At 68.5% G+C, this 25936-nt stretch carries 19 protein-coding genes and 1 pseudogene; 7 read left to right on the plus strand and 13 right to left on the minus strand.

The annotated features are described in order from the left end of the window. The first annotated feature begins 146 nt into the window (after positions 1–146). Positions 147–2135: a glycosyltransferase family 39 protein gene (locus TY25_RS15540; RefSeq protein ID WP_042256891.1), complete on the plus strand. Its 1989-nt coding sequence runs from the start codon at positions 147–149 to the stop codon at positions 2133–2135. A 485-nt stretch (positions 2136–2620) separates the two neighbouring features. On the opposite strand, the gene TY25_RS15545 is transcribed toward TY25_RS15540, so the two are convergent. The 6 genes from TY25_RS15545 to TY25_RS15570 all read right to left on the minus strand — a co-directional run bounded on the left by TY25_RS15545 (position 2621) and on the right by TY25_RS15570 (position 9680). Further along, positions 2621–3520, minus strand: a complete 900-nt coding sequence (locus TY25_RS15545) for a lysophospholipid acyltransferase family protein (protein WP_052382992.1) — start codon at positions 3518–3520, stop codon at positions 2621–2623. A gap of 975 nt (positions 3521–4495) precedes the next feature. Then, a complete protein-coding gene (gene hflX / locus TY25_RS15550; RefSeq protein ID WP_042256932.1) occupies positions 4496–5941 on the minus strand; it encodes a GTPase HflX in 1446 nt (481 codons plus the stop codon). A gap of 241 nt (positions 5942–6182) precedes the next feature. After that, positions 6183–7073 (minus strand): diaminopimelate epimerase, encoded by an 891-nt coding sequence (gene dapF / locus TY25_RS15555; protein ID WP_042256892.1) that lies wholly within the window; start codon positions 7071–7073, stop codon positions 6183–6185. Positions 7074–7097: 24 nt separating this feature from the next. Next, a complete protein-coding gene (locus TY25_RS15560) occupies positions 7098–7934 on the minus strand; it encodes a TrmH family RNA methyltransferase (RefSeq protein WP_042256893.1) in 837 nt (278 codons plus the stop codon). Beyond that, positions 7931–8863, minus strand: a complete 933-nt coding sequence (miaA, locus tag TY25_RS15565; RefSeq protein WP_042256894.1) for a tRNA (adenosine(37)-N6)-dimethylallyltransferase MiaA — start codon at positions 8861–8863, stop codon at positions 7931–7933. The genes TY25_RS15560 and miaA overlap by 4 nt, the downstream gene beginning before the upstream one ends. Before the next feature lie 61 nt (positions 8864–8924). Beyond that, positions 8925–9680 (minus strand): class III extradiol ring-cleavage dioxygenase family protein, encoded by a 756-nt coding sequence (locus TY25_RS15570; RefSeq protein ID WP_042256934.1) that lies wholly within the window; start codon positions 9678–9680, stop codon positions 8925–8927. 253 nt (positions 9681–9933) lie between these two features. On the opposite strand from TY25_RS15570, the pseudogene TY25_RS15575 reads away from it, so the two are divergent. Further along, positions 9934–11300, plus strand: a pseudogene (locus tag TY25_RS15575) (DUF349 domain-containing protein). 177 nt (positions 11301–11477) lie between these two features. Here the strand turns inward: TY25_RS15575 and TY25_RS15580 are convergent. Then, on the minus strand, positions 11478–12053 hold the full coding sequence (locus TY25_RS15580; RefSeq protein ID WP_042256937.1) for an Rv2732c family membrane protein: 576 nt from the start codon (positions 12051–12053) through the stop codon (positions 11478–11480). Positions 12054–12761: 708 nt separating this feature from the next. Continuing rightward, the gene (gene miaB / locus TY25_RS15585) at positions 12762–14321 is read right to left on the minus strand and encodes a tRNA (N6-isopentenyl adenosine(37)-C2)-methylthiotransferase MiaB (protein WP_042256896.1); all 1560 of its coding nucleotides are present in this window, start codon (positions 14319–14321) and stop codon (positions 12762–12764) included. Positions 14322–14695: 374 nt separating this feature from the next. Between miaB and TY25_RS15590 the strand changes: the two genes are divergently transcribed. The 5 genes from TY25_RS15590 (at position 14696) to TY25_RS15610 (ending at position 20385) form a co-directional block, all read left to right on the plus strand. Then, positions 14696–15424 carry an amino acid ABC transporter ATP-binding protein gene (locus TY25_RS15590; RefSeq protein WP_014986798.1) on the plus strand — a complete coding sequence of 243 codons (729 nt, stop codon included), beginning with the start codon at positions 14696–14698 and terminating at the stop codon, positions 15422–15424. Between the two features lie 59 nt (positions 15425–15483). Next, positions 15484–16320, plus strand: a complete 837-nt coding sequence (locus tag TY25_RS15595) for a glutamate ABC transporter substrate-binding protein (RefSeq protein ID WP_029900663.1) — start codon at positions 15484–15486, stop codon at positions 16318–16320. Between the two features lie 97 nt (positions 16321–16417). After that, the gene (locus TY25_RS15600; RefSeq protein ID WP_014986800.1) at positions 16418–17098 is read left to right on the plus strand and encodes an amino acid ABC transporter permease; all 681 of its coding nucleotides are present in this window, start codon (positions 16418–16420) and stop codon (positions 17096–17098) included. Then, positions 17095–17997 carry an amino acid ABC transporter permease gene (locus TY25_RS15605; protein ID WP_042256897.1) on the plus strand — a complete coding sequence of 301 codons (903 nt, stop codon included), beginning with the start codon at positions 17095–17097 and terminating at the stop codon, positions 17995–17997. Before TY25_RS15600 ends, TY25_RS15605 begins: the two co-directional genes overlap by 4 nt. A 132-nt stretch (positions 17998–18129) precedes the next feature. Continuing rightward, the gene (locus TY25_RS15610) at positions 18130–20385 is read left to right on the plus strand and encodes a M20/M25/M40 family metallo-hydrolase (RefSeq protein WP_052382993.1); all 2256 of its coding nucleotides are present in this window, start codon (positions 18130–18132) and stop codon (positions 20383–20385) included. A 230-nt stretch (positions 20386–20615) separates the two neighbouring features. On the opposite strand, the gene TY25_RS15615 is transcribed toward TY25_RS15610, so the two are convergent. The 5 genes from TY25_RS15615 to recX form a co-directional block, all read right to left on the minus strand. Then, on the minus strand, positions 20616–21380 hold the full coding sequence (locus TY25_RS15615; RefSeq protein ID WP_172595821.1) for an SDR family NAD(P)-dependent oxidoreductase: 765 nt from the start codon (positions 21378–21380) through the stop codon (positions 20616–20618). Between the two features lie 215 nt (positions 21381–21595). After that, complete coding sequence (locus TY25_RS15620; RefSeq protein WP_236639120.1) at positions 21596–22066, minus strand: hypothetical protein; 471 nt, start codon at positions 22064–22066, stop codon at positions 21596–21598. Between the two features lie 187 nt (positions 22067–22253). Next, positions 22254–24272 (minus strand): DUF4328 domain-containing protein, encoded by a 2019-nt coding sequence (locus TY25_RS40595; protein WP_162184204.1) that lies wholly within the window; start codon positions 24270–24272, stop codon positions 22254–22256. A 208-nt stretch (positions 24273–24480) separates the two neighbouring features. Next, a complete protein-coding gene (locus tag TY25_RS41675; RefSeq protein ID WP_174484636.1) occupies positions 24481–25026 on the minus strand; it encodes a hypothetical protein in 546 nt (181 codons plus the stop codon). A gap of 101 nt (positions 25027–25127) precedes the next feature. Further along, positions 25128–25679: a recombination regulator RecX gene (gene recX, locus TY25_RS15635; RefSeq protein WP_042256946.1), complete on the minus strand. Its 552-nt coding sequence runs from the start codon at positions 25677–25679 to the stop codon at positions 25128–25130. Positions 25680–25936: the final 257 nt, after the last annotated feature.

Consider the following 25936-nt stretch of genomic DNA (forward strand, 5'->3'; position numbering starts at 1 on the left):
TTGTTGTCCGACCAGGCATGGCGCGACGGACGCTGGAAGGAGACCGAGATTCGCCGCAAACCGCGGTGTCCCGGCCCACACAATTGCGACGCGGTGTTAACCCGCAGTCCAACTCCCGGTGAACACCGCCGTGCGACCGTGAGGCCATGGCGGCGACCCTCATCGCGACGGCACCGACCGGTTCCGTTGCCTCCTCCCCCGATCCGGTGGACCAGCCTCCGGCGCGTCCGATCGAACGACTCGGACTGGCCGTGCTGCTGCTCGGCACCGCGATCGCCTACCTGTGGCACATCACGGTCAACGGTATGGCGAACAACTTCTACGCCGGCGCCACCTGGGCCGGCTCCCGGAACTGGCAGTCGCTGCTGTTCGGGTCGCTGGACCCGGGCAACTTCATCACGGTCGACAAACCACCGGTGTCGCAGTGGATCATGGGCCTGTCCGGACAGCTCTTCGGCTTCAGCAGCGCGAGCATGCTGGTGCCGCAGGCGCTGATGGCGGTGGGCGCGGTCGCGCTGCTCTACGGCGCGGTCACCCGGGCCACCGGCAGCCGCGGCGCGGGCTTGCTCGCCGGTGCGATCCTGGCGGCAACTCCGGTGGCGGCCATGATGTTCCGGTTCAACCACCCCGACGCGGTGATGGTGCTGCTGATGACGGCGGCTGCCTATTGCACGATCCGGGCCGCCGCGCACGCGCACGGCCGCTGGCTCGTGCTGGCCGGTGTCGCACTGGGATTCGCGTTCCTGTCGAAGATGCTCGAAGGGCTCATGGTCTCGCCTGCGCTCGCGGTGAGCTATTTGATCGTCGCGCCGACCTCGCTGCGGAACCGGTTGTGGCACTTGGCCGGTGGTGCTGCCGCACTGGTCGTCTCAGCGGGGTGGTACGTGCTGCTCACCGTGCTGTGGCCCGCATCCTCGCGGCCCTACCTGGCGGGCTCGACGGACAACACGTTCATGAACACGGTGCTCGGCTACAACGGCTTCGGCCGGTTCCTCGGCGATACCGCGCCGAGCGGCAGTATCGCCCTGCCCGACGGGTATCAGGCGCCGTCCGGGCTGCTGCAAAGCTTCAACGATTTCGGCGCGCCCGGCGCGGGCCGGCTGTTCGCGGGTGAGAGCGGCTTCGAGATCTCCTGGCTGATTCCGGCCGCGTTGCTGGCGTTCGCGCTGGTCATCGCGTCCCGGTGGGGCAGCCCGCGCACCGATCCGGTACGCGGCGCGGCGCTCACGTTCGGGCTGTGGCTGGTCACGATGGGCGGGGCGTTCAGCGTGATGGGCGCGATCGAGCACTCGTACTACACGCTGGCCCTCGCCCCCGCCACGGCCGGAATCGTCGCCGTCGGCGTGCACGAGCTGTGGCGCCGGCGCGACGAGATGTTCGGCCGGCTCGGCACGGCCGCCCTCGTCGTCGTCATGGGCGGCTGGGCTTTCGTTGTGCTGCAACGCAATTCCGAATGGTTGCCGTGGGTGCGGTGGACCGTCGCCGGGACGAGTGCAGTGGCCGCGCTCGGCTTGCTCGGCACCGCGATACCGGCGACCGCAGGATGGCAGACGGCCCGGGCGCGCGGCACGGCGGTACTCGTGATCGTCGGAGTGCTTGCCGGACTGGGTGGTTCGACCGCCTACGCGGCGGCGACCCTGCCGCAGGCGCATACGGGTCGCAGTCCCGTCGTCGGCCCCGCCAAACCGGTGGAGACCGGGATCGCGGCACTGATCCGGCGCCAGACCCAGAACTTCGCCGACGGCGGCGCGTTCACCAACCCGCAGATCGTCTCGCTGCTGACGAGTTCGACCACTACCTGGTCGGCCGCGGTGGATCGCGGATCCGTCGCCGCCGCACTCGAATTGGCCAGTCGCACACCGGTGATCGCCATCGGCGGGTTCGCCGAAGCGGACCCGGTCCCGACGCTCGAGCAGTTCCAGGGCTACGTGCGCGACCACCGTCTCAGCTACTACCTGGTCCAGGAAATGCAACTACCGGCGTCCTGGCGCACCGGCAGCCAACCCCCCGCCACTCCCAGACCCCCCTGGCAGGTAACCGGCAAACCCGAAATCGCAGACTGGGTCTCCCACCACTTCCCCGCCACCCACATAGGCACCATCGCCGTCTACGACCTCACCGCCCACCCCAACTAGCCCTCAGCTCAGGACGCGACGACGCCCAGCTCGGTAGGCGGGACGACTTTCTCCGCCGTCCCCTGGTTGCCGCGAACAACCGCACCACCCAGCACGGCAGCTGAACGCTCGCGGACCCGCCAGTCCAACGATCACACCGCCCTGGCCCAGCGGCCAATCGGCGCAACGCATCAATAGCCGTCCGGCTCGACGGCCGAGCGGCCCAACGGCCGGCCGACCCGATACCCGGCGGCGACGCCAACCATAGCGACGGCTCCGCGGCCCAGCAGCAATCCGCTGCGACGGCTCAATAACGGAAGCAGTCGCGGTGACGGAGCGGTGATGCCCGACCACGCAACGCCTCATCGGCGGTGCCACCACGGCTGCGGCCCAACGGGGGAACCGACCACGGCTGCGACTCAACGAGGAAACCGACCACAGCCGCGACTCAACGAAGAAACCGACCACAGCCGCGACTCAACGAGGCAACCGGTCGCGGGTGTGGTTCAGTGGCGGAGCCAGTCGCGGAGGCGGCCGGTCAGGTGGCGGCCGGAGTCCCGGGCGCGTTCGGCGAAGAGGAACTCCAGTTCTCCTTCGAGGGCTTTGCGGGTGACGTCGCGCAATTCCTTTGCGGCCGTGGTGTGGTCGGGGGCGTCACGCCAGGGCGCCGGGTCGATGGGGGTGCCCGCGGAGAAGTAGAAGCGTTCGGGGCGGGGCAGGACGGTGGGGCCGAGGCCGCGCAGCAGGGGCGGGGTCAGGTCGGGGTGGAGGCCGAGGGCCTGCACGGTCCAGCGCAGGGGGCGCAGCACCGGATGGTCGCCGTCGACCACGATGTCGTAGGCGTCGTCCACCCCGATCATCGCGACCGGCACGATCGGCGCGCCCGCCTCGATCGCCATGCGGGCGAATCCGCTGCGGCCCTCCCATTTGAGGACGTACTTCTCGTTCTTGCGGCGCACCGCTTCCCGCCCGCCGCCGGGGAACACGATGACGGCGTCACCGCGCTGCAGCATGGCGAGGCAGTTGCCGCGGGTGCCGCGGACCGCGCCATAGCGGTGCAGGAAATGCCGCAGGCCGGGAACGGAGATCAGCACGTTCTCGGCGAGACCGCGGATCAGCCTGCCGCGGCGGCGCAACACCTCGGGCAGCAGCAGCGGAGCGTCGATTCCGCCCATCAGGTTGTGGTTGCCGACCAGCAGCACCGGGCCTTCGGCCGGAATGTTGTCCAGGCCGTAGAACCGCGGGCTCGTCCACGCGCGCAGCGGTGCGAGCAGCGCCTCGATCACCCGCACGTCGGTGTCGGACAGCGAGACGTGCAACGGCGCGCCGTCGCTCAGCGTCTGCTGCTCGAGTACGTCCGATCGCCGATCTCCGTGACCGGCCGACCCCGCGCGGTCGTGCGACATAGCACCCTCCTGATGTCGTTGCGACCGACGATATCGTAACGAAAACCACTGTGTCGCATCACATGTGAGCCCCGACACAGTCTGGACGGTCTGCCGCGCACCCCGACGGCCCGCCGCCCGAGCCGCCCACGTGCCACGCGAATGCGCGTGCAACGCCGTGACGTCGCGCTGGGCGAACAGGTTTCAGTGCGAGACCGAAGCGGGACCACGGCCGCCTACGGGGAACGATGTGAGCGAGTTAACCCTCGCCGAGGTCAGGATGGGCGATCCGAAGCTTCGAGGCTGAACGCGCGTCCGCCACATGCACGGCATCCCGACATCTACCGCGCTACCTCCACTGCCCGATATTCGAGTCCTGGTCGGTCAACCCGGCCCTCCACAGCGGCTGCGGATTAGGCGGAAGCCGACGAGCCATATTGGTCAGTCGATCACCAGGTAATGGTGGCAGCGGCCTCTCGACCGATGCCGCCACCGTGACCTGATGATCAGCCGGCCAGTTCAAACCGGGCGCGTCGACGTGCGTGTCGCGAACGTCCGTCGGCGGACTCCGCGCAAGGCATGTCGCGCGCGGATTGCACCTCCAGAGCGCTGCTGAACGCGGTCCCCGCTGTGCGGTGGCGGTGTCGGTCAAGCGATCAGGAGGAACTGGTGGCGGCAGCCTCTCGACCGATGCCGCCACCATTACCTCGTGATCAGCCGACCAGTTCAAACCCGGCGCGTCGACGTGCGTGTCGCGAGCGTGCGGCGGCGAACTCCCGCGTAAGGCACGCCGCGCGCGGATCCAGACTTCGGCCCGCTGCTGAGCGTGGTCCGCGCTGCGCGGTGGCGGTATTGGTCAGTCGATCAGGAGGACCTGGCGGCGGCGGCTTCTCGGCCGATGCCGCCAACACTTCCTCGTGATCATCCGTCCACGTCGAACCCGGCGTGCCGCCCCCACCTGCGGATGCCGGGGCAAGGCACGTCGCGGTGCGAGTCTCAGATTTCGGCGTGGCCGTTCGTCTCCGGCCCACCTGCGTGTGCGTATTCCGCGAGGGCCGCGGCCAGCGAATGCGGGACGCGGGCGCGGACTCGGGTGCCGCCCTCCTCGTGGGTGGAGGTGATGATGCGGCCGTCCGCGTGGATGCGGGCGAGCAGGTCGCCGCGGGTGTAGGGCAGCAGGACGCCGACTTCGACGTCGAGACCGCCGAGCACCTCGGCGAGCCGATCACGCAGGGCGTCGATGCCGATATCGGCGTGCACCGAGACGAACTCGGCGTCGGGGAGCTGGCCGCGCAGGCGGGTCAGCGCCAGCTGATCCAGCGCGTCGATCTTGTTGACCACCAGCAGTTCCGGCGGCGCCACCGTGCCCTGCTCCTTGATCACGTCGGTGATCACCTCGCGGACCGCCTTGATCTGTTCGGCGGGTAGCGGGTCGGAACCGTCGACCACGTGCAACAGCAGGTCGGCACCGGTCACCTCTTCCAGGGTGGACCGGAACGCCTCGACCAGTTGGGTCGGCAGATGCCGGACGAAACCGACGGTGTCGGTGAAGACGACCTCCCGGCCGTCGTCCAGATCGGCCCGCCGGGTGGTCGGGTCGAGGGTGGCGAACAACGCGTCCTGCACCAGCAGCCCGGCACCGGTGAGCGCGTTCATCAGGCTGGACTTGCCCGCGTTGGTGTAGCCGACGATCGCGACCGACGGGATGCCGCTGGAATTGCGGCGCGCCCGCATGGTGTCGCGCGCGGTTTTCATCTCGCGGATCTCGCGGCGCAGCTTGGCCATTCGCTCGCGGATGCGGCGACGGTCCGTCTCGATCTTCGTCTCACCGGGACCACGCAGACCCACACCGCCGTTGCTGCCCGCGCGACCACCGGCCTGGCGGGACATGGACTCACCCCAGCCGCGCAGTCGCGGCAGCATGTATTCCATCTGCGCGAGGGCGACCTGGGCTTTGCCTTCTCGCGAGGTGGCGTGCTGGGCGAAGATGTCCAGGATCAGCGCGGTCCGGTCGATCACCTTGACCTTGACGACCTTCTCCAGCGCGGTCAGCTGCGCGGGGGTCAGTTCACCGTCGCAGATCACCGTGTCCGCGCCGGTTTCCAGCACGACGGCACGCAGCTCGTCGGCCTTGCCGGAGCCGATGTAGGTGGCCGGGTCCGGCTTGTCGCGGCGCTGGATCAATCCTTCCAGCACCTCCGAGCCCGCGGTTTCGGCGAGCGCGGCCAGTTCGGTCATGCTCGCGTCGGCCTGGGCTGCGCTGCCCGCCGTCCACACGCCGACCAGCACGACGCGCTCCAAGCGCAGCTGCCGGTATTCGACCTCGGTGATGTCGGTGAGTTCGGTGGACAACCCGGCGACGCGACGCAGCGAGCTGCGTTCGTCGAGCTGCATTTCGCCGACCGTCGGTTCGGCCGGAGTCCATCCCCCGGAACGCTTCATCCGTGCCGCGTGCTGGGCCACGACATCACCGGTCTCGGCATCCTCGAACTCGCCGCCGGTCATATCGTTGTCGAAATCAGAGGTACTGATGTCCTCGGCCCCCTCGGTGAAATCTTCGGCACGTGTGAATTCGTCAGTGTTTTGTTTCGTCATACAGGTTCCATGGTCCCACGAGATACCGACATGGCGCATTCGGATATTCGGCACCGCCGTGCCCCGCGTGTCCCGATCCGAAATCGCGTCAGAGGTGCTGCCACCAGCTCTCGGCGATGCGGCCGGCGGCGAGCAGCACCGAGGGCCCGCGCAGTGTCGCGACGCCCTCGACCAGTCCGACGGTCACTTCGCCGCCCGGAATGCGTACCCGCACCTCGCCGCTGTCGGTGCCGACGCGGAAGCCCTCGCGCAGCAGCGCCGCGGTCGCCGCGGCGACGGTTCCGGTTCCGCAGGAACGGGTTTCGCCGACGCCGCGTTCGTAGACCCGCATGTCCACGGCGCGGTCGGCGTCCAGCGCGGTCAGGATCTCCACGTTGACGCCGTGCGGGAACAGGTCCGGGTCGTAGCCCGGCGGCACGCTCAGGTCGAGCTTGCCCAGCGCGTCCACGGTCAGCTCCGGATCGACGCAGGCCAGGTGCGGGTTGCCGACGTCGATGCCGATGCCGTGATAACCCCAGCCGGCGATGGTGGCGGTGGATTCGCCGAGTTCCCGGACCCGGCCCATGTCGACGGTGACGTCGCCGTCGACCGCGGTCGCGGAGTGGACCACCACCGGCCGTCCCCCGGCCCGGCTGCCCACCACGAACGTGTCGCTCGTCTCCAGTCCGGAGGCCACCAGGTAGTGCGCGAACACGCGGGTGCCGTTGCCGCACATCTCGGCGATCGAGCCGTCGGCATTGCGGTAGTCCATGAACCAGTCGGTGTCGCGCACGCCCTCGGGCAGGTCGGTGAGCACGCCCGCGCGGCGCAGCGCTTCGGCGCGCGCGACCCGCAGCACGCCGTCGGCGCCGAGACCGCGCTGCCGATCGCACAGCGCGCTCACCCGCTCCGGGGTCAGGTCCAGCCGAACCTCGGGATCCGGCAGCACCACGAAATCGTTCTGGGTGCCGTGCCCTTTGGCGAACTCGAAATCCGACACGTACGTGTTCTCCCTAATTCGTCGTCATTTGGCAAACGTCCGGCGCTGCCGGGAAATTTCGTAGAGCGCCACGGCCGCCGCGGACGGCGCGCCGAGCGAGCTCGCGGTGCCGCCCATCGGAATGTGCACCAGGTCGTCGCAGGCTTGCTGCCAGGCCGCGCTCATTCCGCCGGTCTCGTTCCCGACCACGAGAATGGTCGCCTCGGTGAAGTCGTGATCATAGGCCGCGCGCGGTCCGTGTTCGTCGGTGCCGACGATCCGGGTCGGAATACCGCGCTGCACCTGCCGATCCCGGAATTCGAGCACCTGCGCGGGACCGGCCGCGCGCAGCACCGGCATCGCGAACAGCGAGCCGGTCGAGGCGCGGACCGCCTGCGGGTCGTACTGGTCGGCGCCGTGCCCGGTGACCACGACACCGCTGGCACCGAACGCGTCCGCGGATCGGATCAGCGTGCCGAGGTTGCCCGGCGAATTCGGCCGGTCGAACACCACGACCACGGGCGCGTCCTCGCCCGGCTCCCCCGGTTCGAACGTGGCGAGTTCGTCCTGGCGCGAGATCGCCACCGCGACCACTTCCGGTATGCCGCCGGACTTTTCGCCGAGTTCGGCCATCAGCTCGGGGACCAGCCCGACCTGCGGGACGTCGCTGGTGTCCAGCAGCTGCCTGGCCCAGCTGGACAGATCGGGCGTGCCGAGACGGTAGAGCAGCGTCTCCAGCGGCCAGTCGTTGGCCAGGGCCTGGGTGATCGGCCGCACGCCCTGCACCAGGAAACGACCGTCACGGTGGCGTTTGGTGCGGTTGTTGAGGTAGGCCTGCCACACCTGGACGGAGGCGTTTCGGGTGCTCACACGTCGGGTCACTGCGGAGTCCGTTCTTTCTCGTCGAGCAGGGCGAGCGTCGTCGCCACCAGGTCGGGCGCGGCGCCGTCCACCCAGCGCACCCGCGGGTCGCGGCGGAACCACGAGCGCTGCCGCCGAACGTAGCGCCGGGTGCCGATCAGGGTGCGTTCTTGCGCGTGTTCCAGGTCGTATTCGTTGTCGAGGTACGACAGGACTTGTGCGTAGCCGATGGCGCGCCGGGCGGTGACGCCTTCGCGCAGGCCGTGCTCGAGCAGCGCGCGTACTTCGTCGACGAGTCCGCCGTCGAACATCCGCGCGGTGCGCCGCTCGATCCGCTCGTCCAGTTCGGCGGTGTCGCGGTCGACGCCGATGATCACGGTGCCCCAGCGCGGGGTGCCGATCTCGGGCGCGGAGGCGGCGAACGGCCGGCCGGTGAGTTCGACGACCTCGAGCGCGCGCACCATCCGCCGCCCGTCGGTGGGCAGGATGGTGGCGGCCGCGGCCGGATCGGCGGCCCGCAGCGCGGCGTGCACGGCCGCGACACCGCCTTCGGCGAGCACCGCCTCCCAGCGGGCGCGCACCTGCGGATCGGTCGCCGGGAACGCCCATTCGTCCAGCAGCGCTTGGACATACATCATCGACCCGCCGACGATCACCGGGACGCGACCGCGCGCCATGATCGCCGCCACGTCGGCACTGGCCGAGCTCTGGTAGGCGGCGACCGTCGCGGTCTCGGTCACCGCCAGCACGTCGAGTTGGTGGTGCGGGATGCCGCGGCGTTCGGCGGGGGTCAGTTTGGCGGTGCCGACATCCATACCGCGATAGAGCTGCATCGCGTCGATGTTGACGATCTCGCCGCCGAGCCGTTCGGCCAGCGCGAGCCCGAGGTCGGATTTGCCGGTGGCGGTCGGGCCGACCACCGCGATCGGGGTGATCTGCGCGCTCACCACGCCTCCTCGCTCGGCCGCGGGCGGTGACGCTGTCGCGGACCGGCAGAACGACCGGCTGTGCTCACGCCGCCTCCGCTCCGGACGGATGCCACAGGCTCACGTGATAGCCGACGCCGAAAGGCGCGGCGCAGTACCGCGTCTCGACTGCCGGATCGCTGCCGAACAGCCCGGCGAGCACCTGATAGGCGGCGCGACCGGACAGGACCAGCTCGGCGCACAGTGCGGGATCCAGCGCACGCAGAGCGGCCAGATCACCGGCCGACAGGGCGCGATCGAGTTCGTCCTGCACCGGGGCGGCCCGCTCATCGAGATATCCGGGCGCCTTCAACGACAACGTGGCCGCGCCGTCGGCGACCACGAGCACACCGTGCCGCACCGCTGAATTGTCCATTTCCGCGCGCAGTTTCGCGCCGAACTCGACGCAGCTGTCCACCGGGGTATCCACGGCGACGAGGCGAACCTCGGCGCTCACGGCCGGCGCGACCTGTCCCCGCAACCACCCGGCGATCAGCACCGGCAGGGGAAGCTGGGGATTCGGCTCGGCCGCGGCGGAGCCGGACAACGCGACGCGCACGTCGGCGCCGAAACCGCGGAAGGTACCGACCACCTCGGGACCGAACACCTGGTCGGCCGCGCCCACGCCGACCACGGTCCACCGGTCCGTCGCTGCCGCCAGCTCGTGCGCGACACCCAGAACCGCAGCGCGCAGCGCCGCGCGCGGGTCACCGTCGTGACCGGGGATCGCACCCGTCCCGGCACCGCAGAGCTCGGGCACCAGGATCGGTGGCGACGGGATCAGGGCGGCAATCGAGAACACGTCGTAACCGTAACCGTTGCCTCGGCCACCGCCGCGCACCGCGGGTACCGCCCCGGTTCGAGTGTCTCTGCCGCAAAGTGCGCCGAGATTGATACTGTTCGAGAAGCTACAACCCAGGTCATCAGGGGTTGCAATCCCCGAGATTCCTCCGAGTGAAGGCGTGGGTCGATGGTCACAAGGGCTCGGACCGGGTTCAATGGGATGAGCTAGGGCGTAACCAGGCAGCCGTGACGCGCGGCAGGGACGAGGAGCAATGACCGACAGCAACGGAACCGCGAAAGCCAGCCCCGGCAAGATGCCGCGCTCTTCCGGTGCCCCGAAACCCGGCGGTTCGATCCAGCCCCCAAACCGCACGCGACGCCGGGCCCGGCACAGCAGCACCCGCACCCGGTCGTCGTGCCGACCGTCACCGACCCCAGCGTCTGGGGCCGGGTCGACGACGACGGCACCGCCTGGGTGAAGACCGCCGACGGCGAACGCCAGGTCGGCTCCTGGCAGGCCGGTGACGCGGCCGAGGGGCTCGCCCACTTCGGTCGCCGGTTCGACGACCTGGCCACCGAGGTCGCGCTGCTCGAAGCCCGCCTGGCCGCGGGCGCGGACGCGCGCAAGACCAAGGCCGCGGCGCTCGCCATCGCCGAATCCCTGCCCACCGCCGCGGTGATCGGCGACATCGACGGACTCGCGAAACGGCTCGACGCCATCGCCGAACACTCCGAAGAGGCGGCCGCGCACGCCAAGGAGGAGAAAGACCGGGCCCGCCACGAGCACACCGAGCGCAAGGAAGCGCTCTGCGCGGAGGCCGAGAAGATCGCCGCCGAATCCACCCAGTGGAAGGCCGCCGGCGACCGGTTACGCGAGATCCTCGACGAATGGAAGTCGATCCGCGGCGTGGACCGCAAGGTCGACGACGCGCTCTGGAAGCGGTACTCGAAGGCCCGCGAGGCGTTCAACCGCAGACGCGGCGCACACTTCGCCGAGCTCGATCGGGAACGCGCCGCGGCCAAGACCCGCAAAGAAGAGCTGTGCGTGCGCGCCGAAGAGCTGTCCGGTTCCACCGACTGGGTCGGCACTGCGGGCATCTTCCGCGACCTGCTCGCCGAATGGAAAGCCGCGGGCCGCGCGCCCCGCGAGGCCGACGAGGCGCTGTGGCGGCGTTTCAAGAGCGCGCAGGATGTGTTCTTCGCCGCGCGCAACGCCGCCGTCACCGAACGCGACGCGGAATTCGAGCAGAACGCGACCGCCAAGGAAGAGCTGCTCGCCGCCTACGAGCACATCGACCCGGCCAACGGCCTCGAGGCGGCCCGCGCCGGCCTGCGCGAACTGCAGGACAAGTGGGACGCCCTGGGCAAGGTGCCGCGCGAGCGCATGCAGGAACTCGAAGGCAAGCTGCGCGCCATCGAGAAGCGGGTCCGCGACGCCGCCGACGCGCAATGGCGGCGCACCGACCCCGAGGCCATGGCGCGCGCCGCCCAATTCCGCGAGCGGGTCGCACAATTCGAGGAACAGGCCGCCAAAGCCCAGGCCGCGGGCAAGGCGCGCGACGCGGAGAAGGCGCTCGAGCAGGCCAAGCAGTGGCGGGAGTGGGCCGAGGCCGCGGAAGGTGCCGTCACCAACCGCTGAAGTCCGTCAGCACTGCCGACGGGCCGTGAGCACCAGCGCCACAACGGACATACACCCCCTCTGACGCGACGCACCACTTCTGATCTCCCGCACCCGCTGTGGCCTGGCAGAACGGGTGCGGGAAAGCAGAACTGGTGCGTTCGACGGCGGACTACGCGCCGGTCAGGCGGCAGAGGATTACTCGCCGGCGAGGCGGCGGCGGTCCTGCTCCTCCTGGGCGGCGGTGGCGTTGCGGCGCTGCTCCTCGGCGGCCAGCTGCAGCGCGGTGCGGCTCCAGACGACGCGAATCCAGTGGAAGGTCAACACGATCGCGGCGATGACGCCGAGGATGAGGCCGATGCCCGGGCCCGCACCGTGATAGTTGCCGATGCCCGGGGTCTGCCGGTGCCAGATCGAGAAGACGCCGAACACGCTGGTGATGGCGGTGCCCGCGACGGCGATCCAGGCGAGGATCCAGCGGCGGGTCATCAGGGCCAGCGTCGAGAAGCCCACCGCGAAGATCACCGCGAACCACACGAAGATGCGCGACGGCAGGCCGATGTGCTCGGTGCGGGCGATCTCGGTGCCGAGCAGCACGTCGAAGCCGCGCGCACCGCCCGCGTGCGGCAGCACCAGCGAGAACAGCAGGACGAACACCGCGCCCGCGACCACCATGGCGCGCACGCCCGGGTCGATCTCCCCCGCGATGCGGCGTTCCACCGCGTCCAGGTCGTCGCGGAACTGCTCGAAATTATTGGTCTCGACCGAGTTCACGGATCCCTCGTTTCGTTCGGCTTCGTGGTGCGCCGCGCCGGATTGCACCGCCGCCGCACCGGGTTCGTCTGACGCTTCGCTGCGTTGGTCTGCTGCGTTGGGTTGGTCTGCTGCGCTGCGTTGGTCTGCTGCGCTGCGTTGGTCTGCTGCGCTGCGTTGGTCCGCTGCGCTGGGCCGGTCCGCTGCGCTGGGCCGGTCCGCTGCGCTGGGTCGGCCTGTCGCTGTGGTGGGTTCGTTCTTCGCCGCATTGCGGTCGGCCTTCGCCGCGCCGAATTCGGTGGCAGCTGCACCCTGTCCATGCTCGACTGCGCCGGACCGGCCGCCCGCGTCCACTGTGCCATCACCGGATCCAGGCGCCGCACCCGACCCACTACTGCCGGTAGTAGGTTCCGGCGTTTCGGACTGCCCACCGCCTCGGGCCGAGTCGTCGCCCGCGCTTCCGCCTGCCTCCGTCATGACCGAACTCCATTCCCGTTGTCCCGCACGCACCTCGTCCCGGCGCCCGCGACAACGCACGTCACGGACGAGCCGGCTCGGTACAGCACGCCCCGGCACCAGACGCCCGCACTCGCCGAAGCCATGGTGCGCCACTTGCTCCGCCCGCGCCAGCACCTCCGGCGTCCCGCACCCCTTCTGACGCCGCGCACCCCGCCTTGCCGCGCAACACGCCGCGTTTCGGCACAGAAGGCGTGCGGGAAGCGCCCGAACTTACGTCCCGCAGCCGGTGGCACAGCCGGCGACGGCCGCGGGCTCCGCGGCGGGCGCGCCGATGCGGGGCAGGCCGAGGCCGACGCCGATGGGGGCGGTCTTGGGAGTGATGCCGCGTTCGTGGGCGTCGCCGGCCGCGGTGCGGCGATGCGACTTGATCGGGGCGTCGGCGATCAGGTGGTGCGGCGCCGCCTCGGTGATATCGACGGTGATGATGTCGCCGGGCCGGATCGCCTCGGGGGTGCCGCCCGGCCGGAAGTGCACCAGCCTGCCGTCGCGGGCACGACCGCTCATCCGCGCGGTGGCCGCGTTCTTCTTGCCCGCGCCCTCGGCGACCAGCAACTCGACTTCGGTGCCGACGAGCGCGCGGTTCGCGTCGAGCGAGACCTGCTCCTGCAGCGCGATGAGCCGCTCATAGCGTTCCTGCACAACGGCTTTCGGCAGCTGGTCGGGCATGTCGGCGGCGGGGGTACCCGGGCGCTTCGAGTACTGGAAGGTGAAGGCGCTGGTGAAACGCGCCTGCCGGACCACGTCCAGGGTCTCCTGGAAGTCTTCCTCGGTCTCACCGGGGAACCCGACGATGATGTCGGTGGTGATCGCGGCGTGCGGCATCGCGGCCCGCACCTTCTCGATGATGCCGAGGTAACGCGCCTTGCGATAGGAGCGGCGCATCGCCTTGAGCACCTTGTCCGAGCCGGACTGCAGCGGCATGTGCAACTGCGGGCAGATGTTCGGGGTCTCGGCCATCGCCTCGATCACGTCGTCGGTGAATTCGGCCGGGTGCGGCGAGGTGAACCGCACCCGCTCCAGCCCGACGATGCTGCCGCAGGCGCGCAGCAGCTTGGCGAAGGCACCGCGATCACGCGCTTCGTCGGGATCGGCGAACGAGGCGCCGTAGGCGTTGACGTTCTGCCCGAGCAGCGTCACCTCGAGCACGCCCTGGTCCACCAGGGCCTGCACCTCGGCGAGCACGTCACCCGGACGACGGTCGACCTCTTTGCCGCGCAGGGACGGAACGATGCAGAAGGTGCAGGTGTTGTTGCAGCCCACCGAGATCGACACCCAGCCGGCGTAGGCGGACTCACGCTTGGCGGGCAGGCTCGACGGGAAAGCCTCGAGCGCCTCGAGGATCTCGACCTGGGCCTCGGCGTTGTGCCGCGCCCGTTCCAGCAGGACCGGCAGCGAACCGATGTTGTGCGTACCGAACACCACGTCCACCCACGGCGCCTTGCGTACCACGGTGCCGCGGTCCTTCTGCGCGAGGCAGCCGCCGACGGCGATCTGCATGCCCGGCTGGTCGGCTTTGATCGACGCCAGGTGACCGAGGGTGCCGTAAAGCTTGTTGTCCGCGTTCTCGCGCACCGCGCAGGTATTGAGCACGACGAGATCGGCCGTCGCGCCCGGCGCGGCCTTCACGTATCCCGCGTCCTCGAGCAACCCGGACAAGCGTTCGGAGTCGTGCACGTTCATCTGGCAGCCGAAGGTGCGGACCTCATAGCTGCGGGCGCCCTCGGCGGGGTCGAGGGTGGGAGTCAACACTGCCTGTCCGATCGAATCCACCCGTCCAGGGTACGGGCAGGGCCAACCCCAATTTTAGGGGCATGCGGACGGCGAACGCGCCACTGAACGACGGCACGTTGAGCGTCGGCCCGCTTCCTCACGGCCCTCGGGTTGGGAAGCAAAGTGGCCTCTGATCAGGCACGCTGTCGCGTCGACGGCGGCGCGGGTCGGTGCGCAATGCGATCTTTGGGACGAACCAGTCGGCCAGGTTAACGTGACGTGTCATCTCGGCGCGGCAAAAAAGGGTGGTACCGAAACTCTGGCAAATCCCCGATTTGCCCTTAAGGTCTTGGACCATGACCGACGACGCCGCCGCGCCCGATACAACGGGGGACGCTTCTACAAGGGACGCCAGCGCCGCCAACAGCGCGCCGATGATCTCGATGCGCAATGTGCAGAAGCATTTCGGTGAACTGCATGTACTGCGCGATATCAACCTCGAAGTCCCCAAGGGACAGGTCGTCATCGTTCTCGGGCCCTCGGGCTCCGGGAAGTCGACGCTCTGCCGCACCATCAACCGCCTGGAACCCATCGACTCCGGCGACATCGCCATCGACGGCGTCCCGCTGCCCGCCGAGGGCCGCGGGCTGGCCGCGCTGCGGGCCGACGTCGGCATGGTGTTCCAGTCCTTCAACCTGTTCGCGCACAAGACGATCGTCGAGAACGTCATGCTCGCGCCGCTCAAGGTTCGCAAGATCAAAAAGGATGACGCGCGCAAGCACGCCATGGAACTGCTCAACCGCGTCGGCATCGCGAACCAGGCCGACAAGTACCCCGCCCAGCTGTCCGGTGGTCAGCAGCAGCGGGTCGCCATCGCCCGGGCGCTGGCGATGAATCCGAAGGTGATGTTGTTCGACGAGCCCACCTCGGCCCTGGACCCGGAAATGGTCCAGGAGGTGCTCGACGTGATGGTGTCGCTCGCCAAGGAAGGGATGACCATGCTGGTCGTCACGCACGAAATGGGCTTCGCCCGGCGTGCGGGCAACCGGGTTCTGTTCATGGCCGACGGTCAGGTCGTCGAGGACGCCGAGCCGGAGGTCTTCTTCACCGCACCCAAGTCCGACCGTGCCAAGGACTTCCTCGGCAAGATCCTGAGCCACTGAGCCGTACGGCGACGAGCTCACCACAGACCAACAACCCACCAGAGAAGTAAGGAAATTCGATGAGGTTCAACCGTGCCCTGCGACTCGGTGTCGGAGCGATCGCTCTGACGCTCACCGCCATGACCGCCACCGCGTGTGGCGGCGGCGAGACCAAGTCGGCCCTGGACAACGCCAAGGGCGGCAAGCTCACCATCGGCATCAAGTTCGACCAGCCGGGCCTGGGCCTGCGCGACAAGGACGGGTCCTACAGCGGATTCGACGTCGAGGTCGCCAAGTACGTGGCGGACAAGCTCGGTGTGAAGCCCGACGGCATCACCTGGAAGGAAGCCCCGTCCGGCCAGCGCGAGACGCTGATCGAGAACGGCCAGGTCGATTACATCGTCGGCACCTACTCGATCACCGACGCCCGCAAGCAGAAGATCGACTTCGCCGGCCCGTACTACGTTGCCGGACAGTCGTTCCTGGTGCGTGCCGACAACAACGACATCTCCAGCCCGGAAAGCCTCAAGGGCAAGAAGGTCTGCTCGGTGAAGGGCTCCACCCCGGCCCAGAACATCGAGAAGAACTTCAAGGACACCCAGCTGCAGACCAACGACACCTACTCGCTGTGCCTCGAGGGCCTGCGCGCCGGTTCGTGGGACGCGGTGACCACCGACGACATCATCCTGGCCGGCTACGCCGCGCAGAGCACCGGCGCGTTCAAGGTCGTCGGCAAGCCGTTCACCACGGAGAACTACGGCATCGGCCTGAAGAAGGGCGACAAGGAGTTCCGCGACAAGGTGAACGACGCGATCGAGGCGATGTTCGCCGACGGCTCCTGGAAGAAGGCGTTCGACGCCACCGTCGGCAAGTCCGGCTACCAGGCGCCGGAGCCGCCGAAGGTCAACCGGTACTGAGCATTTCCTCCTGCACGGGTGGCCCGGTCCTACCGGTCCGGGCCACCCGCCGCATTTCCCTGGCACATCGAAACCCGATCGGAGGGACGCGTACGCCGTGTTCGACCTGATCTCGAGGTATGACGACCAAATCCTCGACGCCTTCTGGGTGACCATCAAACTGACCGTCGCGTCGGCGGTCGGCGCGCTGATCCTGGGCACATTCGTCGCCGCGTTGCGCGTGTCCCCGGTGCCCATCGCTCGCGCGGTCGGCACAGCCTACGTCACCATTTTCCGTAACACCCCACTCACGCTGATCATCGTGTTCATGTCGCTCGGCCTGTACACCACGATGGGCTGGAAGCTCGCAGGCGAAGGACCGAATTCGGTCGCCGAGAACAACTTCCGGTTCGCCGTGCTCGGACTCAGCATCTACACCGGCGCATTCGTCTGTGAATCGCTGCGCTCGGGCATCAACACCGTGGCCATGGGCCAGTCCGAGGCCGGTCGCTCGCTCGGCCTGACCTTCACCCAGAATCTGCGGCTCATCGTGCTGCCGCAGGCTTTCCGGTCGGTCATCGCGCCGCTGGGCAGCGTGCTCATCGCGCTGACCAAGAACACCACGATCGCCTCGGCGATCGGCGTGGTCGAGGCCGCGACCCTGATGGCGAACATCAACGAGAACGAGGCCGCGGTGGTCGCCGTCGGCGCCATCTTCGCGCTCGGCTTCGTCATCCTGACCCTGCCCACCGGCCTGTTCTTCGGCTGGCTGGCCAAACGATACGAGGTGGCTCGATGAGCGCTGCGTCTTCGGTGCTCTTCGACGCACCGGGCCCCCGCGGACGTATCCGGCACTACATATACTCGGTCGTGGTCGTCGCCGCCGTAGCGGCGTTCCTGTGGGTGCTCTACAGCGGCTTCGCCGACAAGGGACAGTTCACCGCCGAGAAGTGGAAGCCGTTCCTCGAGGCCGACGTCTGGACGACCTACCTGCTGCCGGGTTTGCAGGGCACGATCGTCGCGGCCTTGCTGTCGATCGTGTTCGCGCTGATCATCGGCATGGTCTTCGGCATCCTGCGGATGTCGGACCACCGCTGGGTGCGCTGGATCGCCGGTGCGATCGTGGAGGTCTCCCGGGCCATCCCCGTGCTGATCCTGATGATCTTCCTGTTCGCCCTGTTCTCCAAGAACAAGGTGTTCAAGGTCGACGATCTGGCGCTGGCGGCCGTGGTGATCGCGCTGACCGTCTACAACGGCTCGGTCATCGCCGAGATCGTCCGCGCCGGCATCAAGTCGCTGCCGCGCGGCCAGACCGAGGCCGCCGTGGCCCTCGGTATGCGCAAGAACCAGCTGATGCGGTTGATCCTGCTGCCGCAGGCGATCACCGCGATGCTGCCCGCACTGGTCTCGCAAATGGTTGTCGCGCTGAAGGACTCGGCGCTCGGCTACCAGATCACCTACACCGAGATCGTGCGCTCCGGGCAGCAGCTCGGTGCGGCCGAACAGAACACGATCCCCTCGCTGATCATCATCGCGATCGTGATGATCGTGCTGAACAGCGCGTTGACCTTCGTGGCGACGAAGCTGGAGCAGCGGTTGCGGGCGCGGAAGAAGGCCAAGGGTGGCGGCGGCGTCGTCGCGGCCGACTCGATTCTCACCGACGCGGCGCCCGGAGTGGACCTCGCCGGTAAGAAGTAGTTCGACAAGCCGAATGCGCTGGAACGGTAATCCGTTCCAGCGCATTCGCCGTTTCCGGGCCGATGCGCCGCTGCGGCGGGTCGTCATTTCGAGTGATGCCGGGCGGTCGACACCGTCGATACGATCAAACGTGTGCACATAGGACCGCGGGTCTCCGGTTTGCTGGCGTTTGTCGTGCTGCTCCTGGTCGCCGGCGCGACCGCGTGGGAGCAACAGCCGCACGGGCATCGTCCCGAGTCCGCGCCGGTCGCGGAGTTCAGTGCCGCACGGGCGATGCGGATCGTCGAGGAGATCGCGCAGCGGCCGCATCCGGTCGGCACACCCGAGCACGATCGGGTCCGCGACCACCTCGCCGGCGAGCTGCGCGCGCTCGGCTTGGACACCGAGATACAGCAGGGCGTCGGCCGCTACCCCACCGGCGTCGTGCGCGACGTGCTCGGCATGGGGCGCATCGCGAACATCATCGCCCGGCTGCCCGGTACGAACTCGACGGGCACGGTTTTCCTTACCGCGCACTATGATTCGGTCGCGTCCGGGCCCGGGGCGAACGACGACGGCGTGGGCGTCGCGGCGATTCTGGAGACCGTGCGCGCCCTCCGCGCCGCGGGCACCACGGTGCGCAACGACGTGGTCGTGCTGCTCACCGACGGCGAGGAACCGGGACTGCTCGGCGCGGAAGCCTTCGTCGCCGCGGGCATGGACGGCCGGAAGACCGGCGTGGTCGTCAATCACGAGGCGCGCGGCGCGGGCGGTCCGGTCCTGATGTGGCGGGTCACCCATCCCGACGGCGCGCTGGTGCGGGCCGTCGCGAACGCCGCCCCACACCCCAACACCGACTCGCTGACCACCACCCTGGCCGGTGCGCAGACGAGCAGCAACACCGACTTCGCCTCCTTCGAACCGGGCGGCCTGCGGGTGCTCGACTGGGCCTACGCGGGGCGAAGTGCCTACTACCACAACCGATTCGACGATCCCGCCCATGTGGATCCGGCGACGGTGCAGCAGATGGGCGATAACAGTCTGGCCCTGGTCCGCGAACTCGGCGACGACGATCTCGCCGCGGCCGACGACGTCGATCGCTCGTACTTCCAGCTGCCGTTCGGGGTGCTGATCGTCCTGCCGATCTGGGTGATCTTCGCGCTCGCGGTAGTCACCGTCGTGGTGGTGGCACTGGTCGTGCGGCTGTTCCTGCGCGCGGGTGGGACCAGCCTGCGCCGCGTGCTCGGTTCCGGTGCGACGGCCTTGCTCACCGCGCCGATCGCCACCGGTGCGGTGTACGGGATGTGGGAGCTGCTGAAGGTCGTCCGGCCGGAGTATCGTCCGCTGTTCGTCGACCCGTATCGACCCGAATTCTTTTATGTCGCAATCCTTGCCGTGTCGGCCGCGGTGCTGTTCGCCTGGTTCGCGCTCGCCCGGCGACTGTTCGGCGCCGACGCGGCGGCGGCAGGATTGCTGAGCTGCCTTGCCCTGCTGGGCGGTGTACTCACGGCGCTGGCACCGACCACCGGCCATCTGCTGGTGGTGCCCACCTTCGCGGCCGCGGTGGGCGTGGGGATCACGTTCGCGGTACCCGAGCGGTGGCGGCTGCCCGTGCTCACCGTGTTCCTGATTCCGGCCGCGATCTTCCTCGGCAGCGCGACCTGGCCCGCACTGCAGACCGGCATCACCACCGCGCCGTTCCTGGTAGCGCCGGCCGTCGCGCTCGTCGGCGGCCTGCTGCTGCTCACGCTCACGAAAACCTGGCCCGCACAGCGCGGTTGGGCCATACCCGGCGTAGCCCTAGCGCTCGCCGTCGCACTCGCGGCGACCGGATTGATGGTCGATCGTTTCGATGAGCGGCACCCACTGACCTCACAGCTCGTCTACGCCTTCGACGCCGATCGCAATGAGGCGCAATGGATTTCCCGGGAATCACCCGACCGCTGGACGCGCGAGCTGGTCGGTGCGGCGACTCCCGGCCCACGATTCACCCAACTCTGGCCGAATATCGGCGCCAGTGGTCCGGCGCCGGTTGCGACGTTGTTGCCACCGATCGCCGAAATCCTCTCCGATACGACGGTTTCCGATCAACGCACGGTTAAGCTGCGGATCCGGTCGCAGCGCGACGCCACGATCATCGACCTGCGCTACGAGACCGCCCCGCGGTCCCTGCGCGTCGCGGGCCGCGACGTGAACGAGCCGCCCGCGAAAGGTATTCACTTCAACGCGCCTCCGCGCGAAGGGATCGAAATCGAACTCACCGCCCCCGCAGGCCCACTCGCGCTCGACGTAGTCGACTACACCTACCTGCCCGACTCCCAGCTGACAGTGCTCCCACCCGTCCCAGGCGACATCTACTTCCGGCAGGACAGCTCGGCGGCCGTGTTCACCGCGGTCCGCGGGCTGTGATGCTGGGCGGTATCCGCACCAGACCTGCTGATCCGCACCAGTTCCTATGACCCGCAACAGTTCTCGAACCCACACCGGCCTCCAGTGCCGCCGCACCAGCCCCAGTGCCCCGCACCGGCTCCCGCGGCCCCACACTGATTCTCGGACTTCGCACCGGTTCTCGGACTTCGCACCCCCTCTGCAGGTATAGAGCAGGTGTGAAGGTGCGTGTTCGCGTATTCGGCGCGTGGCTACCAGGGCAGCGGGACGCCGTCGCGGAAGAAGCCGCCGGTGGGTCCGTCCGGCCCGAGAGTTGCTGCCCAGACGACACCCTTCGCGCTCTCCTGAGGGCTGCGGGCGTTGTCTTCGTCGCCGGTCTCGGGATGGGTGGCCGTTTCGCCGGGGCACACGGCATTGACCAGCACGCCGGTACGGGCGAAAGCGTTGGCGAGCTTGACGGTCAGCGCATTGAGCGCGCTCTTCGACAGCGAGTAGCCCGGCACCAAACCACCGATCCAGGAATCGGACAGACCGTCTGCGAACGATCCCGCCGCGCTCGACACGTTGACGATGCGACCGTGGCCGGACTCGCGCAGTAGGGGCGCGAAAGCAGCACAGGTGTGCCAAGGACCGAAGAAGTTCACCTCTATCGCGTCTCGAGCCCGCGCCATATCGGTCGTCAACAGCGACTGGTCGATATCGAACCCACCCGCGGCATTGTTGATCAGCACATCGAGAGTGCCGAACCTGTCGCGGACGAACTCGACACTTTTCGCGATACCGACCGGGTCGGTCACATCGAGTTGCGTGGCGCACACCGAAAGCCCCTCAGCGGCAAGCCGTTCGGCGAGCGGTTCGGTCCGGCTCAGATCACGACCGGTGACGATGACCTGGTGACCCCGGACAGCGAGTTCGCGAGCAACAGCGATGCCGAGACCCTGCGCGCGGCCGACTCCGGTAACGAGCGCGACCTTAGACTCCAGCACGCCCTGAGCACTGTCGGTTGGGTTGTTCATGCGACGAGTATCGACACGGGCACTGGCGTCGTTCTTGCAAGACGCTGTCATACCGGACGAACCAGGGTCTCGCGGCGCGAACCTATCTGCCCGCGCTGGTGAGCGAGGTCCGCGCACTGCGTGCCCGCCTGGACCGCGAGCCGTCGTGAGTTGCCGCTGCTCCGGATCAGTTCAGCTACAAGGTGTTCGGACGAAGCTGGGCAGCCGGGTGGATATCAAGCCGTGCAGGCCGAGACGTCTTCGATCGAGGTCACCGATTCGAGCTGTTCGTCGCTCAACCGGTTGATCTTCGCTTTCAACGCTTGCGCTTCCGGCGTGGTCGGCAGACCACCGGACCACACCCACGGCAGGCACAATTCGTAGCCGCAGCGGGCACGCGCACTGTAGCGATGCCGATTGCGCGCCACCACCGACGCCACCCGCACCGCATGCTCGTTGCGCGGCGGCACCCCGGGCCGATCGATCTCCCGCGCCGAATACCGGAACCCGTCCATCAACTCGCAACGCGCACAACCACTCGGCCCCGACCCCAGAATCTCCCCGCATTCCGCGCAGTCGAGCAGATCCAGCGCCGCATCCACCACCCGCCACTGGAACGCCCCCGGATCGTCCACCACCAGCCGAGCCAACTCGACCTCCTCCGCACTCCCCGCCCGCACCCCTTGCTCCCCCAACAACTCCCCCACCCCCGATCAATACTGTCCTCCACCTCCCGCAACGCCACCGCCGGCGCACCCCCACGCGGCAACACCCCATAACGCCTCATCCCGCGACGATAACCGCCCCGCCCATCCCCCGCCTCCGATTTTCCGCCACCACCAGCACTGTTCATCGCCACTGCGGAAACGATGCACCGGGCGTGCCCTCGGGAAGTCAGCGGATGGGAAGGTGCGGGAGGAGGGCGGTGAGGACGGATTTGGCTCGGCTGCAGGCGGCGGGGTGGTCGACGCCGCGGGATTGGTCTTCGCCGACCTGGATCGCGACGATCTCGACGTCGTCTCGGCCTCCGTCGACGGGGGCGTGAAAGTAGCGCACTTCGCATTCGAACTGTTGTGGGAGCGATCTAGCCGAGGTGGGTGAGCCGACGCTCTCCCCTGCTCGTACTTCGAAGGCGGGGCGGCCATCGATCTCGAACGGTATGAGGTCGCGGGCGATCAACGGGTGGCTTCGAGACGGGCCGGAACCCAGCGTGATCTGCAAGGAGGTTTGGTTGCCGGAGTGGCGGCACACGTGCACCCCGCTCTTCATGGACCGGTTGCGTTCGTCGCCGACCGCGCGGCGGAGCACCGATGGATCGACCCGTGTGCAGGGATCCACGCCGATGAGCGATCCTGGAGCGGACTGCACCCGGGAGGTGCTGTGGGCGAGCCGGGCCAGCACCCGCGGGACGAGGTTGGTGGCGATTTCGCAGTCGCGGCCGTTGGGCAGTTCGCTCACCTCGATCTCGATCCCGTTGCCTTCGGTGGTCGCGACCTGACGGACACAACCGCTACCCCGGTCCGGCTCCACCATGGTGAGCCCGAACGACGTTTCGCCGACCGGCCGGGACGGGGCATCGAAGTACGTCCAGCCTGCCCTGACCCAGACCAGCGGGGAATCGGTGTCGTATTTCGCGGTGCGATGCTCCGGACGCACACACTCACCCCACTCACCGGGTTCGGGGGCGGGTCCGGGACCGATCAGATCCAGCGCCCCCTGGTCGAGCAGGGTGCACGGGTCGATCAGCCGGAGCATATCCGCGTCGGCCGTCAGCGTCCCCGCAGCCGAATCCCCTTGGCGCACCACGAAAGCAGCGCCCACCACGACAAGAGTGACCACTCCGAGCACCACACCGGCCAGCACGGCGACTTTGCCTCGAGAACGCCCCCCGGATGCTCTACCCGCAGTGCCACGAAACGCTTCGGGTCGCACCGAACCCGCAATAGACGTACCGGATTCACGCCCGCCGGGCACGGGCGCAACGGACTCGCCAACCCCAGAGCCGCGCGCCCCGGACGCAGTGGAGTCGCTCTCGCCGAATCCGGTGCCGGCCTCCGCCCCAGCTCCCGCCGCGAAGGACTCGCGCACTTCGGGTCCGGCCGTGACGGCGGACGTGGTGGTCACTGCCAGCGCTGACGGGGGCGCGCTCGCGTGCGGCATCACGGGGACGGCACCGGTGGGTGCGATCTCGGGACGGTGTGCGGTGGTCGAACTTGCGGCGGCGCGGTGTCTTTCGGCCTGCCAGCGGCCGACTCGGGTGATGACGGCGATGAGGCAGGCTGCTGCGACGGCGAACAGGAGCCAGCTGACCGCCTCGAGTGCCATGGCCACGGCTGCGGGGACGGGGTCGAGGGACAGTGCGGTGAGCAGTCGATAGACCGTGGTGACGCCGAGCATGATCTGGCCGCCGAGCAGCGCGAGCCACCACAGCACGACGAGCGGCGTCGTGGCATTCGCGGTCAGGCGCGTGGCGTGCGGGGCGGTGCCGGGATCGCTGGCTCGCACCACGTCGTCGACGAGCACCGGCGGGAACCACAGCGAGACGATCGGCACGAACCAGCCGCCGACCACCCATCCGCGCGCCAGCCGATGCCTTGCTGCACAATCGAGCTCGGCGTTGGAGCGCGCCCGCCACAACCAGGCGATCACAGCCGACAGCGTGAAAATTGTCGTCAGCGCGGCCACCGGCAGCGACAGCGCGAACCAGACGTCGAGTTCTTCACTTCGGCGCAACAACTCCGACTGGCCGACGGCACCCGAAGCGTAATCGTCCAGCAGCACATAATTTCGCCAGTTGGCGACCCAGAACACCGCGCGCACAACCATATTCGCGAGCAACGCGACGATCGCGACGGCCCCGAGCGTCTCCAACGGCCGATAATGCCGCTCCCCCACCGCATGCGGCACAGCCACAAACCCTCCGTTCGGCATCAAGAACCTCGCAGACTAGAGCTGATCACCGCCCCCGGGCAGCCCCTCTTTCCTTGGGCTCCGGGCCAACGGTGTGAATCGGCGTCGAGTTTGCCGCGCGAACGTCGACACCGTCTTACTGATCAGTCACCGAAATAGAGCCGGTCCGGGTCGATCAGTTGAATGTCCTTGTCGCGCTCGGCCGCGCGCATCAAGTCTGCGGTGAAGCCGGCCCCGCCGAAGAGGGCGAGCTTGATTTTCGCCGCAGGAACGTCCTTGCGGGTGCAGATGAGGTCGCGGACATGCCGGAGCCGCCGAAGGTCGCATCTGCGGCGTGCCATCGAGCCCATTCGCGGCAGACCTGCTCGAAATGCGGGCCGACGACCTTGCCTCGAAAGGTCGGCTGAACGCGTTGCCATACGCGGTGCGCCCGGCCCGGGCGCTCGAGATCACCCCAATTCACCCGCGTGATGGCGTGATAGAAGCTGATCAGCGGCTCAGCGATCCGGTACTCGGAGCGGTTCTCCCGGAATGCGTCTTGCTCGTGTGTGATCATGCCGACGTCTTGCAGCACTGCCAGTGGGTCCGCGAGGTCGGTCGACTTTCTGGCAAGGTAGCTCGCGATACCGCCGCGGCTGGCATTTCCGTCGGCGATCGCGGCGAGCACCGAATGATAGAGCGCGGTATCACAGAGGGCCGGCTCCTCGGCGAGGAGATACCGTCCTTCGCGAAACAAGGGCCGAGCCGGATTCAACACTGCGCGCACCACCCAGTCGTCGAAGTCTGCTGGGCCCGCCGGGCTGTCCCCTCAATGGATAGCTGTACTTATTATAAGTCTAGCTATCTATAGCGGAGAGGTTATTCCTCCTGGTCGAGGTCGGCGGTGTCGAAGGTGGCTTCGGCGAGTTCGGATTTGACCACGGCGAAGGCGGTGGATTGGTTGTAGCCGCGGCGGGCGAGCATGCCGACGAGGCGGCGGAGCGCTTTTTCCCGGTCGAGGGTGGTGGGGAGGGTACGGAGTTTGCGGCGGACCAGGTCTCGGGCGCGGGATTCTTCGTCGTCGTCGGTGATGGTGTCCAGGGCGGGGGCGGCGTCGGCCGGGTCGACACCTTTGCGGCGAAGTTCTTGGGCGAGCGCCTGTTTGCCCTTGCCGGAGAAGGTGTGCCGGGAATGGACCCACTGTTCGGCGAAGGCGGCGTCGTCGATGAGGCCGACCTCGGTGAGGCGGTCCAGCGCGCGATCGGTGACGTCGGCGGTGTAACCCTTGGCCGCCAGACGCTGCGCGAGTTCGGCACGGCTGCGGGCGCGGACGGCGAGCAGGCGCAGACACGCCTCTTTGGCCTGCTCGACCGTCCCGCCTGGCGGAGTCTGCTCCGTGGAGCGCGCACCCCGCTCGGATCCGGCCGCCACCGGATCCGCCCATCGGCTTTCGGTACTTTCGGTATCAGCCGAGTGGGAATCTGTGTGCGGGAACGCCTTCCGGCGTCCACGACGGGACGAGCCCGCGCGGGACCCGGTCGAACGCGCCCGCTGCGGATCGGACGCGCTCGACCGAGTTCCCATGGTGTCCTGTTCGGCCGAACCACCTTCGGCCGACGGGACTCGTCCGGGTTCCTGTCCGCCGAGCCGAGATCCGATCGGATCGGTGGCGGCACCAGAGGCAGACA

Source organism: Nocardia brasiliensis NBRC 14402 (assembly GCF_000308475.2).
GTDB lineage: Bacteria > Actinomycetota > Actinomycetes > Mycobacteriales > Mycobacteriaceae > Nocardia > Nocardia brasiliensis.